The sequence below is a fragment of the Mesorhizobium sp. M0808 genome, from assembly GCF_040320025.1.
Lineage (GTDB): Bacteria > Pseudomonadota > Alphaproteobacteria > Rhizobiales > Rhizobiaceae > Mesorhizobium.
Genome location: NZ_JAMYOX010000020.1, coordinates 44,296 through 60,958, shown reverse-complemented (window position 1 = coordinate 60,958; position 16,663 = coordinate 44,296). Strand labels below are relative to the sequence as shown.

Below are 16,663 nucleotides of genomic sequence, written 5' to 3'. Positions count from 1 at the left end.
TAGAAGGAAGCCTAACGCATGACCCTGAAGACCGTTCCGGTCAGCCCGGCGGGCTCTAGCGAACCTGATCGAGCAGGCGCTTGCATTCCAGCAGGTCGAACAGCGCCTCCTGCAGCAATGCGCGATTGTCACGGGAAAGTTTTGACGTGTCCGGCGGAACCGGACCTTCCTCGTCGGTCTTGCCTATACCGAAAAAACGACGGCTGGGTTTCACCCTCGGCTGGCCAACCAGCATTTCGTCGTCCGTGCCGCGCGGCTGCGCCGCTTGCGTCAGCGGTACCGTGTCGGCCTGCCGGCGCTGCGAGATCGCCTCGACCGCCGCCATGTCGCCACTGCCGACGGCGATCAGAAACTGGTTGCCGTTCTCGCGCAACAGCTTCTGCACGCCCTTGATCGTATAGCCCTGGTCGTAGAGCATATGACGAATACCCTTGATCAGTTCGACGTCCTGCGGACGGTAGTAGCGGCGGCCGCCGCCGCGCTTCATCGGCTTGATCTGGTTGAAACGCGTCTCCCAGAAGCGCAGCACGTGCTGCGGCAAATCCAGATCCTCCGCGACCTCGCTGATGGTGCGGAAAGCATCAGGGCTCTTGTCCATGGACGAATCCTCACGCTAGAGCATGATCGCGAAAGGCGGGAACCGGGTTCGGGCGACATCACGCTTAACAAAGAGAGCAGCTTTCCGCCCCGGCGGAACGGATCACACCCAAATACCGATCCGGCCTACCGAATCGCATCTTATTTCAGCGGTTTATGAAACAATATTCAAGCCCGGCGCAAAAGCAGGGTTCGCTTTTCAACCGAAGCCTGGAGCATGATTCTTGGCAAAGGGGGATTGGACGGCTACTTGCTGCCCTTGGCTTTGCTGTTTTGATGGGAGCGCAGGATACGGTTCTTCAGCACGTTCGACGACTTGAAGGTCATCACCCGGCGCGGCAGGATCGGCACTTCCTCACCGGTCTTGGGATTGCGCCCGATGCGCTCGTTCTTGGAGCGGACGTGGAAGGTCGCGAAGGACGACAGCTTCACCGTCTCGCCGCGAACGATCGCCTCGCAGATCTCATTCAGCACCGCCTCGACAAGCTCGGCCGATTCAGTACGTGACAGCCCAACCTTGCGGTAAACGGCTTCGGCGAGGTCGGCGCGCGTAAGTGTCTTTCCCCCCATACGAACCGTCCCATCAGCTCAAAAACATAAATCGATACAAGCAACGGCAGAACCTAAGTAATTGATCCGTCAAGGTCAAGGACCCGAACCCGATAGTTCGGCACTTACCAGCGGAGCAGGACGGCACCCCAGGTGAAGCCGCCGCCCATCGCCTCGAGCAGTACCAGGTCACCCTTTTTGATGCGACCATCGGCGACGGCTGCGGACAGTGCCAGCGGCACGGAAGCCGCCGAGGTATTACCGTGCAAATCGACGGTCACCACCACCTTCCGCTGCTCTATCCCGAGCTTTTTGGCCGAAGCGTCAATAATTCGTTTATTGGCTTGATGCGGCACGAACCAGTCGAGATCGGCGGCGCAAATGCCGACCTGTGCGAACGTCGCCTCGATGACGTCGGTGATCATGCCGACCGCATGCTTGAACACTTCGCGGCCTTCCATCCTGAGGTGCCCGACCGTTCCGGTGGTCGACGGCCCACCGTCGACAAAAAGCTTGTCCTTGTGGATGCCGTCGGAGCGCAGGCTGGCCGCCAGAACGCCTCGGTCGGCGATGCCGCCTGCCCCCGTGCCTGCTTCCAGCACCATCGCGCCGGCGCCGTCGCCGAACAAAACGCAGGTCGAGCGGTCGTTCCAGTCGAGAATACGCGAAAATGTTTCCGAGCCAATCACCAGTACCCGTCTGGCCAAGCCGCCGCGGATATAGAGGTCCGCGGTCGTCACTGCATAGACGAAGCCGGAGCAGACCGCCTGCAGGTCGAAGGCAAAACCGTGGTGCATGCCGAGCCGGTTCTGGATCTCGACCGCGGTCGCGGGAAAGGTGTTGTTGGGCGTCGAGGTCGCCAGCACGATCACGTCGATGTCGTCAGCCGTCAGGCCGGCGCTGTCGAGGGCCGCGCGCGCTGCCGCCTCGCCCAGCGAGGCCGTCGTCTCGTCGTCGGCCGCAATGTGGCGCTGGCGAATGCCGGTGCGCTGGACGATCCACTCGTCCGACGTCTCGACCATGCCTTCGAAATCGGCATTCTTCATAATGCGGCGGGGCAGCGCGGCGCCCGTGCCGCGCACGACGGATCTGATCAATGCTCTTTCCTATTCCTTTGCGTCGATGACGACGTCGGATTTCCGGATTGTCTGGGCATTCGGATTGCGGGCATGGAACAGGTCGAGATCGGCTTCGATGCGGTCAAGCAGATTGTTGCGCACCATGTCGTAGCCAAGCTCGATCGCCGCCGCGAAGCCATCCGAATCAGCCCCGCCATGGCTCTTCACCACGATGCCGTTCAATCCGAGGAAGACGCCGCCATTGGAGCGGCCGACATCCATCTTCTCGCGCAGGCGATCGAAGGCGGTCTTGGCGAAGATATAGCCGATCCTGGCCATCAGCGTCCGGTTCATCGCCGCGCGTAGATAGCCGGCGATCTGCCTGACGGTGCCTTCCGCCGTCTTCAGCGCGATGTTGCCGGCAAATCCTTCGGTAACGACGACGTCGACACTGCCCTTGCCGATGTCGTCACCCTCGACAAAGCCATGGTAGTTCATCGAGGCCATGTTGGCCTCGCGCAACATACGACCCGCCTCCTTGACGTCTTCCTGGCCCTTGATCTCCTCGACGCCGACATTGAGCAGGCCGACGCTCGGCCGTTCGATGCCGAAAACCGAGCGCGCCATGCCGGTGCCCAAAATGGCAAAATCAACCAGTTGATGCGCATCCGCGCCAATGGTGGCGCCGACGTCCAGCACCACGCTCTCGCCGCGCAATGTCGGCCAGAGCGCCGCGATTGCCGGGCGATCGATGGTCGCCATGGTGCGAAGGCAGAATCTGGACATTGCCATCAGCGCGCCGGTATTGCCGGCCGAGATGCAGGCGTCGGCAGTGCCTGCCTTGACCGCCTCGACGGCCTTCCACATCGATGACTTCCAGCGGCCATGGCGCAGCGCCTGGCTCGGCTTGTCGTCCATCCGCACTGCGATCTCGCAGTGGATGAACTCGCTCACTTCCGCCAGCTTGGGGAATTTGGCGAGTTCGGGCCGTACCACTTCTTCGCGCCCATAAATGACGAAGCGTATATCCGGACGGCGGGTGGCGACAGTCATGAGCGCCGGGATGACCACGCTTGGCCCGTGATCGCCGCCCATGGCATCGATGGAAATCCTGATCACGCGGTGTTCATCTCACGGTTGCTTGGCCAGCGGGCTTGCCAAGGTGCGGGGCTCGCGAAGGTTCGGCGAAAATAACGGTTTTGGGCTGCCGCACAACCAACTTTTCTCAAATTGGGTCAGCTATCAGGATTTTCCCAACAGTGATCTGAGCTTTTGCTGGAATTCATTCTCCACAGGCTCGGCATCGCCGGCGGTCTCCAGCGATACACCCGGCTTGCGCGGATATGGATCGATCGCCAAGCCAAAGAACTGCTCGGCAAGCGCCCCGACGTCGATCGCATCGCCGGAAAAGGTTTCCGGGCTGTCCGGGCCTTCGGCGTCGAGCAGGATCTCATCGCTGCCGTCGAAACCTTGCCGCCCGAGCTTGGATTGCTCCGGCAGGAACAGCGCTTCGACCGGCTCATCGATATGTGCCTCGACCGGGTCGAGGGTGACGATGCAGGCTTGCGTTATATCGGCCTCGACATGGCCGCTGACTTTCACCCCGTTGCGCTTCCAGGGCTCGACCAGGAGTTCGGCGCGATAGTCCTCGACCGAAAGCAGCTCGTGCTCGACGGCCAGCAGGGTGCGCTGCCCAGCGTCGGCATCGATCACCACCGGCAGCCCCTTTTGCGGCAGCCGGGCGACATTTGCCAGGAATGACACTGGGCTGTGGGTATCAGGGTGTTTCATCTTCGCCTCCACTTCGCCGCCTTCATCGGCCTGCCGTCGCTCAAGCGTTGGCCACGGGAAATGCCACCGTTCCGGAAACGATCGATTCGGTCGGCTGTTCCGCGAGTTGCCTTGATGCATCGGCGGCATAGAGTGCCAATTGCGACGCTTGCGGCCAGGCGCCGGCATCCGGCCTGACATTGCGGGCAAGGGCGGCGGCGAGTTCATCATGGTCATTTCGTTGCAGCGCATCATCATAGGCGGCGGTACGGCCATAGAACATCTTCGCCAGTTTCCGCATTCGCTTCGGCACGCCGACGTCGCCAATGCCCAATTCACGCAACGAATGTTCGACATCCATGAAGAACTCGTCGATCAGCACCTGCGCAACCTCTGCCGCAGCACCGCCCTCGCCGCGCACCCGGTGCTGGAACAGGAACATGTGCAACGACAGCATCTCGAAGCGGCCGAGCGGCGTGTCCGGCACGTCCCAGGCGGAATAAAACACCGTTTGCCGCGCCGCCGCCACGATTTGTGCGTAAAGCGCCTCGGTGATGGCGCGGTTGGCATGTCGTTCGTGGCCAAAGAGGCGCTGGAACATTTGAGGGTGGTCTCCCGGGACCGTTTGTTGAAGTGGCCTTGTTGCATCGGCAAGCAAGCTGGTTTACCGGTTTTGCGGCCCAGCGCAAGTTGCGGCCAGCTTATGGAGTTGTAGTTGCGCGCGCTGAAATTCAAGTCGACTTTCCTGCCCAGGCCCGGCGGTGCGGTTTCGCTGCTGGTGATCGCTGCGGCGCTTTCCGCCTGCAATTCGTCCAAGATGATCGGCGATCTCAATCCGAGCGAGACGCTGACGCAAGGCTACGTCATCGACCAGCAGGCGATCGACCTGGTGCCGGTCGGCTCAAGCCGCGAACAGGTGCTGCTGGCGCTCGGCACTCCCTCGACGAAGGCGACCTTCGATAACGAGGCCTTTTATTACATTTCTCAGACGCGCAAGCGCTATGTCGCCTTCGACAAGCCGCGGCTGGTCGACCAACATGTGCTGGCGGTCTATTTTGGCGATGACGGGCGCGTCACCCAGATCGCCAATTACGGCTTGAAGGAGGGCAAGGTGTTCGACTTCATCTCGCGCACCACGCCGACCGGCGGCAAGGACCAGAACTTCCTCAGCCAGATCATCAGTGGCGCCAGCAAACTGGCGCCTGGTGTTCCCGGCGCCAGCGGCGGCAGCACGCTCGGCGGCACCTGATCCACCCGAGGGTGTCGGCTTCCTTCCGTTCCTTTCGCTTCCCTGTAAGCGGCATATCTCAGGCAATGAAAAACCCGCGGGAGCGATCCCGCGGGTTTTTGTCTTAAGGCCATAGCGACCGAGCTTAGCCGTGCGCGAGAACGGCCAGCAACAGCAGCGCGACGATGTTGGTGATCTTGATCGCCGGGTTGACCGCTGGGCCGGCAGTATCCTTGTAGGGATCGCCGACCGTGTCGCCGGTCACCGAAGCCTTGTGCGCTTCGGAGCCCTTGAGGTGCTTGAGGCCGTCCTTGTCGACGAAACCATCTTCGAACGATTTCTTGGCGTTGTCCCAGGCGCCGCCGCCGGAAGTCATCGAGATGGCAACGAACAGGCCGTTGACGATGACGCCGAGCAGCGAGGCGCCGAGCGCGGCAAAGGCGGATGCCTTCGAACCGGAGATCAGGAGGACGCCGAAATAGACCACCAGCGGCGCCAGCACCGGCAGCAATGACGGAACGATCATCTCCCGGATCGCTGCCTTGGTCAGAAGGTCGACGGCGCGCGCATAGTTCGGCTTCGAGGTGCCGGCCATGATGCCCGGATCCTCGCGGAACTGCTTGCGCACCTCTTGGACGATAGCACCCGCGGCGCGGCCGACGGCGGTCATGGCGATGCCGCCGAACAGATACGGGATCAGGCCACCGAAGATCAGGCCGGCGACGACGTAAGGATTGGAGAGGTCGAAGGAGACGTCGCCCATGCCCTGGAAGTACGGGTATTTGTCGCCATTGGCGGCAAAGAACTTCAGGTCGTTAGAGTAGGCCGCGAACAGCACCAGCGCGCCGAGGCCGGCCGAACCGATGGCGTAGCCCTTGGTTACCGCCTTGGTGGTGTTGCCGACAGCGTCGAGCGCGTCTGTGGACTGGCGCACTTCCTTGGGCAGGCCGGCCATTTCGGCAATGCCGCCGGCATTGTCGGTGACCGGGCCGAAGGCATCGAGCGCGACGATCATGCCGGCGAGGCCAAGCATCGTCGTCACCGCGATCGCTGTGCCGTAGAGGCCGGCGAGCTGGTATGTCGAGATGATGCCGCCGACGATGACGATCGCCGGCAACGCCGTCGCTTCCAGCGAGACCGCGAGGCCCTGGATGACGTTGGTGCCGTGACCGGTGACCGAGGCCTGGGCGATGGAGTTCACCGGACGCTTGTTGGTGCCGGTATAATATTCGGTGATCACCACGATGAGCCCGGTCACCACAAGGCCGACCAGGCCGCAGATGAACAGGTTGGTGCCGGTGATGGCCATGCCGGCGACGGTGCCGATCTCACCCCAGCCGACGCATGCCGAAGTGGCGACGGCAAGGCCGACGACTGACAGCAGGCCGGTGACGATCAGGCCCTTGTAGAGCGCGCCCATGATCGAGCCGCTGGAACCGAGCTTGACGAAGAAGGTGCCGACGATCGAGGTGAGAATGCAGGCCCCGCAGATGGCCAGCGGATAGAGCATGGCCGCGCCGAGCACGGCGGTGCCACCGAAGAAGATGGCGGCAAGGACCATGGTGGCGACCACGGTCACCGCATAGGTCTCGAACAGGTCGGCGGCCATGCCGGCGCAATCGCCGACATTGTCGCCGACATTGTCGGCAATGGTGGCCGGATTGCGTGGATCGTCCTCGGGAATGCCGGCTTCAACCTTGCCGACGAGATCGCCGCCGACGTCGGCGCCCTTGGTGAAGATGCCGCCGCCGAGACGGGCGAAGATCGAGATCAGCGAGGCGCCGAAGCCGAGCGAAACAAGCGAGTCGATGACGACGCGATCGTCGGGCTGCAGACCCATGAACTGGGTCAGGATCAGGTAGTAGATCGAGACGCCGAGCAGGGCCAGGCCAGCAACCAGCATGCCAGTGATGGCGCCCGACTTGAAGGCGATCTCGAGGCCGGCAGCGAGGCTGTTGGAAGCCGCCTGCGCGGTGCGCACATTGGCGCGCACCGAGACGTGCATGCCGATGAAGCCAGCGGCGCCCGATAGAACGGCGCCGATCAGGAAGCCGATGGCGGCGGTGATCGAAAGCAGCCACCAGGCGAGCAGCAGGACCACGACGCCGACGATGGCGATAGTGGTGTACTGGCGCGCCAGATAGGCCTGCGCGCCTTCGCGGATGGCCGCGGAAATTTCCTGCATGCGTGCATTGCCCTGATCGGCCGCGAGGACCGAACGTGTCGCCCAGATGGCGTAAAGGACTGAAAGCAGACCGCAGGCGATGACAGCTGAAAGTATGGTCATTGCCGAATTTTCCTCGATTGGTGGCCCAAAAGAACCCCTCCCCGGGCCGTTGAGACAGGGGACGAATTTTCCGCAACCGGAATCCGTCCCTTCGCAGCGGCTTATGCGAAACAGGGCTCGGAACGTCAAGATATTGTTCCGTTCCTGTCCGGCTTTCGCCCAAAAGATCCCGGGTTTCGTCCAAAAGGCTGGACGGCAGTGTGCGCCTGTCGACAGTGCCATCCGGTTAGATCGGTTGAAATCGACGAACGGCGGTCAGGCTTTACGCGGGTCGCCGTCCGGCTGGACGACGAAGACCAGCACCACCAGCATGGTCATGTAGAATTTGAACGCCGCCTCCTGAACATTCCAAATCGAAGACTGCCACATGGCGAACCACTCGCCGCCAACGACCGTCAAGCCGAAATACCAAACGAGGAAGCCCATTGTGGCGGCAATGATGGCGAACTTCTTGGCATCGTTGAAAGCCTGTCCGCTGGCGTTGCGCGCCTGCCAGAGTTGCCAGGCGGTAAAGCAGGCAGGTCAGCGCCTCGCCAATGATGATCAGCCAGTAGCCAGCCGTCCACAGCGACGGGTTGGTGATCGAGCGGTACATCAGTGCATTGCCGGGAAAGGTCGTGTCCATGCTCAGCACATGCTGGACAAAGGCGAAGTTTGAGCCGTAATCGGTGATGTTGCCGAAGGCGACGAGGCAGGCGAAAGCCGCCAGACACAAACACATGACGATCTTGGAGAAACGCGCGGTCATGGCAAGAACTCCTGCTGAAAGATCGGGGCATCACACTCATCAATCGCCGAGTCCCGAAGATCGCGCAACGGGTGGGCCAGTGATCATCGTGCTCACAGCCATTGCGAGACATTATGCCGGCAAGCAAGACATTGCCGAGACTGTCGAAGCCCTCGATCTCGACAGTGATTGCGCGGTGGGCGACTTGGTCTCTGTGGTTAGAGCCGACACACAGCACGATTTCGCCATCATCCGCCGCCGCTGGATCACCGGCGAGACGGGCACAACGCTGGAACTGACGCTCGATCATCCGACGCGGTCGACCGGCCACTGAAAAAAGAGCGAACTTCGCCCCGAGACGCTACTCGGGCTCGCGTCCCATGCGCCGGGCGGTATAGCGCTCGACCGCCGACAGCCCGTCATAGATCAGCACGGCAAGGGCGGCGACGATCAGGCCACCCTGCAGGATGAAGGCGAGGTTGTTCGACAGCAGGCCTGCGATGATCACCTCGCCCAGTGTCCTCGCCGCTACCGTCGAGCCGATGGTCGCGGTGGCAAGGCTGATCACCACCGACAGCCGGATACCACCGAGAATGATCGGCGCGCTGAGCGGCAGCTCGACCTTGACCAGTCTTTGCCAGCCGGTCATGCCGGCGCCACGCGCCGCCTCGACTACGTTGGCCGGCAGCGTCGTCAGGCCGGTCAGCGCATTCTCAAAGATCGGCAGCAGTCCGTAGAGAAACAGCGCAATCAGCGTCGGCTTTTCGCCGAAGCCGACGGCCGGCACGGCAAGCGCCAGCACCGCCACCGGCGGAAACGTTTGGCCGATATTGACCAGGCTGCGCGACAGCGGCAGGAATTCGGCGCCGGCTGGCCTGGTGACCAGAATGGCGAGCGCGACCGCAACGATCGTCGCGGCAACCGTCGCGATCAGCACGGTCCGCAGATGCAGCAGCGTCAACGTCAAAAGGCTGCCCTGATTGTAGATTACCGGCGCGTTGTTCTCTGTCAGCGGCTTCAGCAGCGGTTCGAACCAGCCGGGATTGGTGACGAAGGCAATAAGCACTACCACCAAGGCCAGCCTGAGCAGCGACGGAAGCCAGGCTTTCATGCCGGCCTCGCCGCACGCTTAACCAGCCCGTCCACAGTGACGCGGCCAAGCGATTTGCCGTCAGAATCTTTCACCGGAAGTGCCGGGCGGCCCGACCACAGGAGTTCGGCCAACGCGTCGCGTTGGCTGGCGTCACCGGGGATCGCCTCGCCTTCGGCCGTGCCTTTTTCCACCGCGTCGCGCACCCGGCCAAGCGACAACAGCCGGAACGGTTTTTCACTGGCGCCAACCAGGGTCTCGACAAACGCGCTGGCCGGTTTCGCCAGTATCTCGGCCGGCGCGGCATATTGCACTACTTTGCCGCCATCCATCACCGCGATCTTGTCGCCCATGTGAACGGCCTCTTCCATGTCATGGGTGACGAGGATGATGGTGGTGCCGAAGCGTTTCTGGATCGCCAGCAGATCCTCCTGCGCCTTGTTGCGGATGATCGGGTCGAGCGCGCCGAACGGCTCATCCATCAACAGCACGTTGGGTTCCGCGGCAAGCGCCCGGGCGACGCCGACGCGCTGCTGCTGGCCGCCGGAAAGCTCATGCGGATAGCGTGGCCCGTAGGCTTGCGGGTCGAGCTGGTATAGCGTCATCAGCTCGTCGACGCGGGCCTTGATGCGGTTGGCGCCCCAGCCGAGCAATACCGGCACAGTGGCGATGTTCTGCGCCACCGTGCGATGCGGAAACAGGCCGTGGCCCTGGATGGCATAGCCGATGCTGCGACGCAGCTCATAATCCGGGACCGAGCGGTTGTCGACGCCGTCGAGCTTGATCACGCCCGATGTCGGCTCGACCAGCCGGTTGATCATGCGAAGCAGCGTCGTCTTGCCGGAGCCGGAGGTGCCGACGATGACGGCGATGCTGCGCGGCTCGATTACTATCGACACGTCGTCGACGACTGTCGTCTCGCCGTAGCGCTTGGTAATGCCTTCGATCTCGATCATGCCGTTTCAACCCTGCGCTTGCTGGCGCTCATTTCGATCACTGCATCGAGGATGATGGCAGCGGCGAAGGCCAGCACCACCGTGGGAACAGCACCGAGCAGCACCAGGTCCATCGCCGTCTGGCCGACCCCCTGGAATACGAACACGCCAAAGCCGCCGCCGCCGATCAACGCGGCAATCGTGGCGAGGCCGATATTCTGCACCAGCACGATGCGGATGCCGGTGAGGATCACCGGGAAAGCCAGCGGAAACTCGACGCCGAACAGCCGCTGGCGATCGGTCATGCCCATGCCCCGCGCTGCGTCGTTGGCGGCACGCGGCACACCGGCGAGGCCGACCACGGTGTTGGCCACCACCGGCAGCAGCGAATAGAGGAACAAAGCGACGAAAGCCGGCGCCGTGCCGATGCCGCGAATGCCGAGCGCGGCAGCACCCGGCACATGCGAAGCGACCCAGCCGAGCGGTGCGATCAAGAGGCCGAACAGCGCGATCGAAGGAATGGTCTGGATGATATTCAGCACGTTGAGCACGCCGGCCCGCAATTTCTCGACGCGATGGCAGAGGATGCCGAGCGGCAGGCCGATGATCACCGCTGCCGCCAGCGAACCCAGCGCCAGCGTCACATGCTTGGAGCCTTCCGCCCAAAAACTATCGGAGCGATTGAAATATTCCTTGAGGATCGACAGGCTGTTCCAGCTTCCCGAGACGAGCAGCAGGCCGATCGCCGCGGCGGCGACAACAAGCACGCCGATCCGTGCCTGCGGCGACAGGTTCAGCCGCGTAAGCACGTCGGCGAGCAGAAGCGTGAAGGCGAAGATAAGCAGCCAAAAGCCCGAAGCCGGCGAGATACGGGCGAAGGTGTTGCCGGCAGGTGTCAGGAAACTGCCGGCGACGCCGATCAGCAGCGCCAGCGCTGCAAGCGCAACCACACTGGCGGCGAGGCGCAGAACAAGCGGCGTTTTCAGCAGCGCAATGAGCGCCGCTGCGACAACAATCGCCATCAACAGCGGACCGACCGTCGCAGGCAAAGATTCGAGGATCGAGCGCGCCTCGCCGGGTACAATGCGATTGGCGCGGAAGGTGGCGAATGGTGCCGCAAAAGCCGCATAGGCCGATATCGCCGCGATGACCACGCCGAGCTTGTCGAACCGGATGCGCACGCCCTCGCCCATCGGCCGATCCGGCGCACCTCGAAAGCGGCGCGCCGGAATCGCCTTACTTGAGGAAGCCGTTCTTTTTCAAAAAGTCCTCAGCGACGCCCTTGACCGGCTCGCCGCCAACCTGCACGCGGCCATTCAACTCCTGCAGCGTGACAAGGTCGAGCTTGGCGAACACCGGCTTCAGCAGTGTCTCGATCTCGGGATGCTCCTTCAGCACCGCCTCGCGGATGATCGGCGCCGGCTGGTAGACCGGCTGCACACCCTTGTCGTCTTCAAGCACGACGAGGCCGGAGGGCGCGATGCCGCCGTCGGTGCCGTAGACCATGGCGGCGTTGGCGCCGTTGGTCTGGTTGGCCGCAGCGGCAATGGTCGCCGCCGTGTCGCCGCCCGACAGCGTGATCAACTGGTCCGGCTTTAGCGTGAAGCCATAGGTCTTCTGGAAAGCGGGCAGCGCGGCCGCCGAATTGACGAACTCGGCGGAGGCCGCCAGCACCACCTTGCCGGCGCCCGAGACATATTTGCCGAAGTCGGAAAGGGTGACGAGCTTATTGGTATCGGCGACCTCCTTGCGCAGGGCGATCGCCCAGGTGTTGTTGGCCGGTGACGGTGACAGCCAGACGATCTTGTTGGAGTCGTAGTCGAGCTTCTTGGCAGTCTCATAGGCCTTGGCGGCGTCTTTCCACACCGGATCGTCGGCCTTCTCGAAGAAGAAGGCGGCGTTGCCGGTGTATTCCGGATAGATGTCGATCTCGCCGGCTGTAATCGCCTTGCGTACCACGGGCGTGCCGCCGAGCTGGATACGGTCGGTAGTCTGGATATTATTGGCGTTCAGCACCAGCTGGATGATATTGCCGAGCACACCGCCCTCGGTGTCGATCTTCGACGACACCACCACCTGGGCACTCGCCGAGGCCAACGCAATTCCGAGCGCCAGTACAGCGCCGGCCAGAATCTTGATTGAAAACATCTCACAAATCCCTTGCTGTGAACCGGAATACGGCTGCCGCATATGAGCATGGCTTCGATGCCCCGTCGGGGTACACGGTTTCATAAGAGGGGGGATGGGCGCAATAATTTTGTTCGGATGTGAGTGAATCCGCTGCCGCGACGTCCCGACAGGGTGACGTCAGTTGGCCGCGCGCAAGCCCGTCATCTTCAACACGCCCAGTGCCACGAAGCACAGCACGACGACCGGGAAAATCATCCAGTTCAACATCTCCCAGCCCCAGGCATTGTAGACTGCCCCCGACATCAGCGAGGCGAAGGCGACGGAGCCGAACAGGACGAAATCGTGGAACCCCTGGACCTTGCCTTTTTCGGATGACTGGTAGCTGTCGGCCACCATGGCGGTGGCACCGATGAAGCTGAAGTTCCAGCCAAGGCCGAGCAGGATCAGCGCCGTCCAGAACTGCCACAGTGCCAACCCTGACAGCGCCACTATGGCGCAGCCAATCAGCAGCACCAGGCCGATGGCCACGATCCGCTCAGCGCCGAAGCGATAGATCAGCGACCCCGTGAAGAAGCTCGGCGCGAACATCGCCATGACGTGCCAGGAAATGCCGAGCGTGGCGTCGTCGGTCGAAAGGCCGCAGCCGACCATGGCCAGAGGCGCGCCGGTCATCACGAAGCTCATCAGTGCGTAGCTGCCGATGGCGCAAAACAACGCCGCGACGAAGCGTGGCCTGGTGACGATTTCCGAGAGCGGCCGGGCGTCGCTGTCGGAAATTTCCACCTTCTCGGTTGCCTTGGCTGGGATACGCAACAAAGAGAGAATGGCGGCGCCGACCGCCGCCAGCACCAGGATGGACGCAAACGAGCCGGCAAACTTCACCGGCGAGAATAGATCGCCGGTGAAGATGACGATCTGCGGCCCGAGTATGGCGGTGACGATGCCGCCGGCCAGCACGAAGGAGATGGCACGCGCCTTGAATTCAGGCGGAGCATTGTCGGCGGCGGCAAAGCGGAATTGCTGGACGAAGGCGCCCCCGATGCCGATCACGGCCAAGCCGAAAGCGAACAGCCAGAAGCTGTCATGAAACAGCGCCAACGTGGCGATCAGGCCGCCAAGCGCTGTCACCCCCGTGCCGGTCATGAAGCCGTCGCGCTGGCCGAGCCGGCGGATGATCGCCGCGGCCGGCAGGGAACCGAGCGCCACGCCGACATTGAAGCCGGTGATCGGCGCGGTTGCCAGCGACTTGTCAGCGTCGAGCAGGTACTGCCCGGCCAATCCGCCCATGGAAATGGCGATGGGTGCGGCCGAGCCGATGATCGCCTGCGAGGCTGCGAGGATGAAGGCGGTGCGACGCGCTTCCTTGCCCGCCTCAACGGCGACGACAGCAGTCATGAGGCGTCCTTGCCCCGGCCCTCGCCACGCACCCGGCGCGACACGCGATCAAGCACCGCATTGACCAGTTTCGGCTCGTCTTCTTCGTAAAATGCCTTGGCGATGTCGACATATTCGGAGACGATGACCGCCACCGGCACGTCCTCGCGCTGCATCAGCTCGTAGACGCCGGCGCGCAATATGGCGCGCAACGTCGAATCGAGCCTCGACAGAGGCCAGTCCTCGGTCAGCGCCTGTCGGATGACTGGATCGATGGTCTTCTGGTGCTCGACAACGCCGGCAAGAATGGCGCGAAACCATTGCGCATCGGCTTCGCGATAGAGCGCGCCATCGACTTCCTTGCCGAGCCTGAACGCCTCGTATTCGGCGGTGATCTCAAACACACCGCTGCCGGCGACGTCCATCTGGTAGAGCGCCTGCACGGCGGCCAGACGGGCAGCACCGCGCTTGTTGGCATGGCGAACCGCAGGCTGGCCGGGCGAAGCGGGTTCGCTCACGTTCGCTCTCCCAGCTGTTCCTTTAGAGCGATCATGGTCAGCGCCGCACGCGCCGCAAAGCCGCCCTTGTCGCCTTCCGAACGTCTTGCTCGCGTCCATGCCTGTTCGTCGTTTTCGGTGGTCAGGATGCCGTTGCCGATGCAGACTGCATCCTGCACGGACAGGTCCATCAGGGCACGGCTGGATTCATTGGCGACGATATCGAAATGATAGGTGTCGCCGCGGACCACCGTGCCGAGGGCGACGAAGCCGTCATAGTTCGTCCCGCCTTCGGAGGCACCGTCGAGCGCGAAGGAAATCACCGCCGGGATTTCGAGCGAGCCCGGAACAGTGACGACATCGTATGTCGCGCCCGCTTCCTCGAGGGCCTTTGTCGCGCCTTCGAGCAACGCGTCGGCAAGGTCGTCGTGAAAGCGCGCCTCGATGACAAGAAGGTGGGCCTTCTTCTTCGGACGGATGAACGCTTTGCCGTGTTGGGATGTGCCTGCCATAGATGTCTCCGGGGATCGCCGGTGACTTAGGCCGAAGCCGGTTTGATCGCAAGCGGAAGATTGCCGAAGGAACTTTCAAGGCCAACTCGGCGGCGGTCGCATCAGGGAATGGGCTTTATGGACGAGCGCCTCAAAGCCCCTCTTTAGCCGCCTCCACCAGTCGCGCCGCGTAGCGGGCCATGGTGTCGATCTCGAGATTGACGCGATCGCCGACCTGGCGTTCGCCCCAGGTGGTGACCGTCAGCGAGTGGTGGATCAACAGCACGTCGAAGCGGCTGCCTTCGACCTTGTTGACGGTGAGCGAAGTGCCGTCGAGTGCGACGGAACCCTTGGGCGCGATGAATTTTGCCAGGTCGCGCGGTGCATCCAGGGTGAAGCGAACGGCGTCGCCTTCCTCCTTGCGCCCCACGATCTCGGCCATGCCGTCGACATGGCCTGAAACGATATGGCCGCCAAGCTCGTCGCCGATCTTCAGCGCCCGCTCCAGGTTGATGCGCGTGCCGGATTTCCAGCCCATCGCGGTCGTCAGCCTGAGTGCTTCTTCCCAGGCCTCGACCTCGAACCAGCGTGCGTTGGCGCCGTCTTCCGGCAATCCCGTCACCGTCAGGCAGACGCCGCCGCAGGAAATCGAGGCGCCGATGGCAATGGTCTGCGGATCGTAAGCGGTGTCGATACGCAAACCGACGCCTTCCCTGAGCGGCATCACGGCAGCGACGGTGCCGACATCGGTGACGATTCCAGTGAACATTAGTTTGGCCCCGTGAACATCAGTTCGGTCCTAGATGTCTCTTATCCATTCCGCATATGTATCTTCGCCGAAACGCATGTTGCGCAATTTGCGAAATCCCGGCGGGATATTGTTGGCATCGACCGGCGATGCAATGCCGTCCCCGCCGATCGCATCCGGCCCCTGAAACAGCACGATGCGGTCGACTAGGCCTTCCTCAAGGAACGCCTTGGCCACCTCGGCGCCGCCCTCGACCAGCACGCTGGCCATGCCGAGCGCCGCCAGATCCTCGAGCAGTTCCGGCAACGCAATATCGCCTTCATACGTCTCAGTGCCGATAAAGCGCACGCCGGTGCGTTCGAGCGCGGCGCGCCGGTGCGGATCGGCCTCGGCGCAGGCAGCGACATAGAGCGGCACACGGTTGACGCCGGCGACCAGTTTCGAAGTCTCGGGTAGCCTGATCTGACGGTCGAGTACGATGCGCGCCGGCGAACGGCTCTCCAGTCCCGGAAGCCGAACCGTCAGCGCCGGATCGTCCTCCAGTGCCGTGCCGATGCCGATCAATATGCCATCGGCTTCGGCGCGCATCAGATAGACTTCGCGCCGCGCAATATCGCCGGTGATGGAGACCTGTCCCTCGCCTTTCACGCCGATCTTGTTGTCGCTCGAAAGCGCAAGTTTCAGGATCACTTCCGGGCGTTTTTTCAGAGATCGAATTAAATAGCCGGCCATCTGCTCCGCGGCCTCGGCCGCCAACACTTTTTCCACCACTTCGACGCCGGCGGCACGCAAGATTGCATAGCCCTTGCCGGAAACACGCGGGTCCGGATCGCTGGCAGCGCCGACCACACGCGCCACGCCGGCACTGACCAGCGCATTGGCGCAAGGCGGCGTGCGGCCGTGATGGGCGCAGGGCTCCAGCGTTACATAGGCGGTGGCGCCGCGCGCCAGTTCGCCGGCCTCTGCCAAAGCCTCGGTCTCGGCATGCGGCCGGCCGCCGACGGCGGTGACGCCGCTGCCGACGATCATCGGCCCGTCGCCGTCATCGCGCACGATCAGCGTGCCGACGGAAGGGTTGGTCGAGGTCCGCCCGGCATTCTTGCGCGACAGCCTGAGGGCTGCCGCCATATAGCGGCGATCGAGGACCTCTTGCTCAGCCGTGCTGCGTTCGGACCCTGCCAT

General features: G+C 62.9%; 18 protein-coding genes and 1 pseudogene. 2 read left to right on the top strand and 17 right to left on the bottom strand.

Annotated elements, in window-relative coordinates; genetic code table 11:
- Positions 1–55: 55 nt before the first annotated feature.
- The 6 genes from NKI25_RS21710 to NKI25_RS21685 form a co-directional block, all read right to left on the bottom strand.
- Positions 56–598 carry a MerR family transcriptional regulator gene (locus tag NKI25_RS21710; RefSeq protein ID WP_352575914.1) on the bottom strand — a complete coding sequence of 181 codons (543 nt, stop codon included), beginning with the start codon at positions 596–598 and terminating at the stop codon, positions 56–58.
- A 245-nt stretch (positions 599–843) separates the two neighbouring features.
- Entirely contained in the window at positions 844–1,167 is a 324-nt protein-coding gene (locus NKI25_RS21705) for an integration host factor subunit alpha (RefSeq protein WP_023717292.1), read from the bottom strand.
- A 104-nt stretch (positions 1,168–1,271) separates the two neighbouring features.
- The gene (locus NKI25_RS21700) at positions 1,272–2,243 is read right to left on the bottom strand and encodes a beta-ketoacyl-ACP synthase III (RefSeq protein ID WP_352575912.1); all 972 of its coding nucleotides are present in this window, start codon (positions 2,241–2,243) and stop codon (positions 1,272–1,274) included.
- A 9-nt stretch (positions 2,244–2,252) separates the two neighbouring features.
- On the bottom strand, positions 2,253–3,323 hold the full coding sequence (gene plsX, locus NKI25_RS21695) for a phosphate acyltransferase PlsX (RefSeq protein ID WP_352999323.1): 1,071 nt from the start codon (positions 3,321–3,323) through the stop codon (positions 2,253–2,255).
- 123 nt (positions 3,324–3,446) lie between these two features.
- Positions 3,447–3,995, bottom strand: coding sequence for a YceD family protein (locus tag NKI25_RS21690; RefSeq protein WP_352999321.1), 549 nt, complete (start codon positions 3,993–3,995; stop codon positions 3,447–3,449).
- Between the two features lie 40 nt (positions 3,996–4,035).
- On the bottom strand, positions 4,036–4,575 hold the full coding sequence (locus tag NKI25_RS21685; protein ID WP_352999320.1) for a ubiquinol-cytochrome C chaperone family protein: 540 nt from the start codon (positions 4,573–4,575) through the stop codon (positions 4,036–4,038).
- A 114-nt stretch (positions 4,576–4,689) separates the two neighbouring features.
- Between NKI25_RS21685 and NKI25_RS21680 the strand changes: the two genes are divergently transcribed.
- Entirely contained in the window at positions 4,690–5,223 is a 534-nt protein-coding gene (locus NKI25_RS21680) for an outer membrane protein assembly factor BamE (protein ID WP_352590558.1), read from the top strand.
- A gap of 124 nt (positions 5,224–5,347) precedes the next feature.
- On the opposite strand, the gene NKI25_RS21675 is transcribed toward NKI25_RS21680, so the two are convergent.
- Together NKI25_RS21675 and NKI25_RS21670 are read right to left on the bottom strand one after the other, a co-directional pair.
- Positions 5,348–7,489: a sodium-translocating pyrophosphatase gene (locus NKI25_RS21675; protein WP_352590555.1), complete on the bottom strand. Its 2,142-nt coding sequence runs from the start codon at positions 7,487–7,489 to the stop codon at positions 5,348–5,350.
- 255 nt (positions 7,490–7,744) lie between these two features.
- Positions 7,745–8,210 (bottom strand): annotated as a pseudogene (locus NKI25_RS21670) (DUF2165 family protein).
- 106 nt (positions 8,211–8,316) lie between these two features.
- Between NKI25_RS21670 and NKI25_RS21665 the strand changes: the two are divergent.
- On the top strand, positions 8,317–8,550 hold the full coding sequence (locus tag NKI25_RS21665) for a hypothetical protein (RefSeq protein ID WP_023674502.1): 234 nt from the start codon (positions 8,317–8,319) through the stop codon (positions 8,548–8,550).
- A 27-nt stretch (positions 8,551–8,577) separates the two neighbouring features.
- Here NKI25_RS21665 and NKI25_RS21660 read toward each other — a convergent pair whose 3' ends face one another.
- The 9 genes from NKI25_RS21660 to ribD form a co-directional block, all read right to left on the bottom strand.
- Positions 8,578–9,327, bottom strand: a complete 750-nt coding sequence (locus NKI25_RS21660; protein ID WP_352746346.1) for an ABC transporter permease — start codon at positions 9,325–9,327, stop codon at positions 8,578–8,580.
- Positions 9,324–10,262: an ABC transporter ATP-binding protein gene (locus tag NKI25_RS21655; protein WP_023674500.1), complete on the bottom strand. Its 939-nt coding sequence runs from the start codon at positions 10,260–10,262 to the stop codon at positions 9,324–9,326. Before NKI25_RS21655 ends, NKI25_RS21660 begins: the two co-directional genes overlap by 4 nt.
- Positions 10,259–11,434 carry an ABC transporter permease gene (locus NKI25_RS21650; RefSeq protein WP_352999318.1) on the bottom strand — a complete coding sequence of 392 codons (1,176 nt, stop codon included), beginning with the start codon at positions 11,432–11,434 and terminating at the stop codon, positions 10,259–10,261. Before NKI25_RS21650 ends, NKI25_RS21655 begins: the two co-directional genes overlap by 4 nt.
- A gap of 43 nt (positions 11,435–11,477) precedes the next feature.
- Complete coding sequence (gene osmF / locus NKI25_RS21645; protein WP_352590546.1) at positions 11,478–12,389, bottom strand: glycine betaine ABC transporter substrate-binding protein OsmF; 912 nt, start codon at positions 12,387–12,389, stop codon at positions 11,478–11,480.
- Between the two features lie 159 nt (positions 12,390–12,548).
- Positions 12,549–13,766: an MFS transporter gene (locus NKI25_RS21640; RefSeq protein WP_352590543.1), complete on the bottom strand. Its 1,218-nt coding sequence runs from the start codon at positions 13,764–13,766 to the stop codon at positions 12,549–12,551.
- Positions 13,763–14,263, bottom strand: a complete 501-nt coding sequence (gene nusB / locus NKI25_RS21635; RefSeq protein WP_352449306.1) for a transcription antitermination factor NusB — start codon at positions 14,261–14,263, stop codon at positions 13,763–13,765. Before nusB ends, NKI25_RS21640 begins: the two co-directional genes overlap by 4 nt.
- The gene (ribH, locus tag NKI25_RS21630; RefSeq protein ID WP_352449305.1) at positions 14,260–14,754 is read right to left on the bottom strand and encodes a 6,7-dimethyl-8-ribityllumazine synthase; all 495 of its coding nucleotides are present in this window, start codon (positions 14,752–14,754) and stop codon (positions 14,260–14,262) included. Before ribH ends, nusB begins: the two co-directional genes overlap by 4 nt.
- Positions 14,755–14,884: 130 nt before the next feature.
- Complete coding sequence (locus tag NKI25_RS21625; protein ID WP_352590538.1) at positions 14,885–15,502, bottom strand: riboflavin synthase; 618 nt, start codon at positions 15,500–15,502, stop codon at positions 14,885–14,887.
- 30 nt (positions 15,503–15,532) lie between these two features.
- On the bottom strand, positions 15,533–16,663 hold the full coding sequence (ribD, locus tag NKI25_RS21620) for a bifunctional diaminohydroxyphosphoribosylaminopyrimidine deaminase/5-amino-6-(5-phosphoribosylamino)uracil reductase RibD (RefSeq protein ID WP_352590535.1): 1,131 nt from the start codon (positions 16,661–16,663) through the stop codon (positions 15,533–15,535).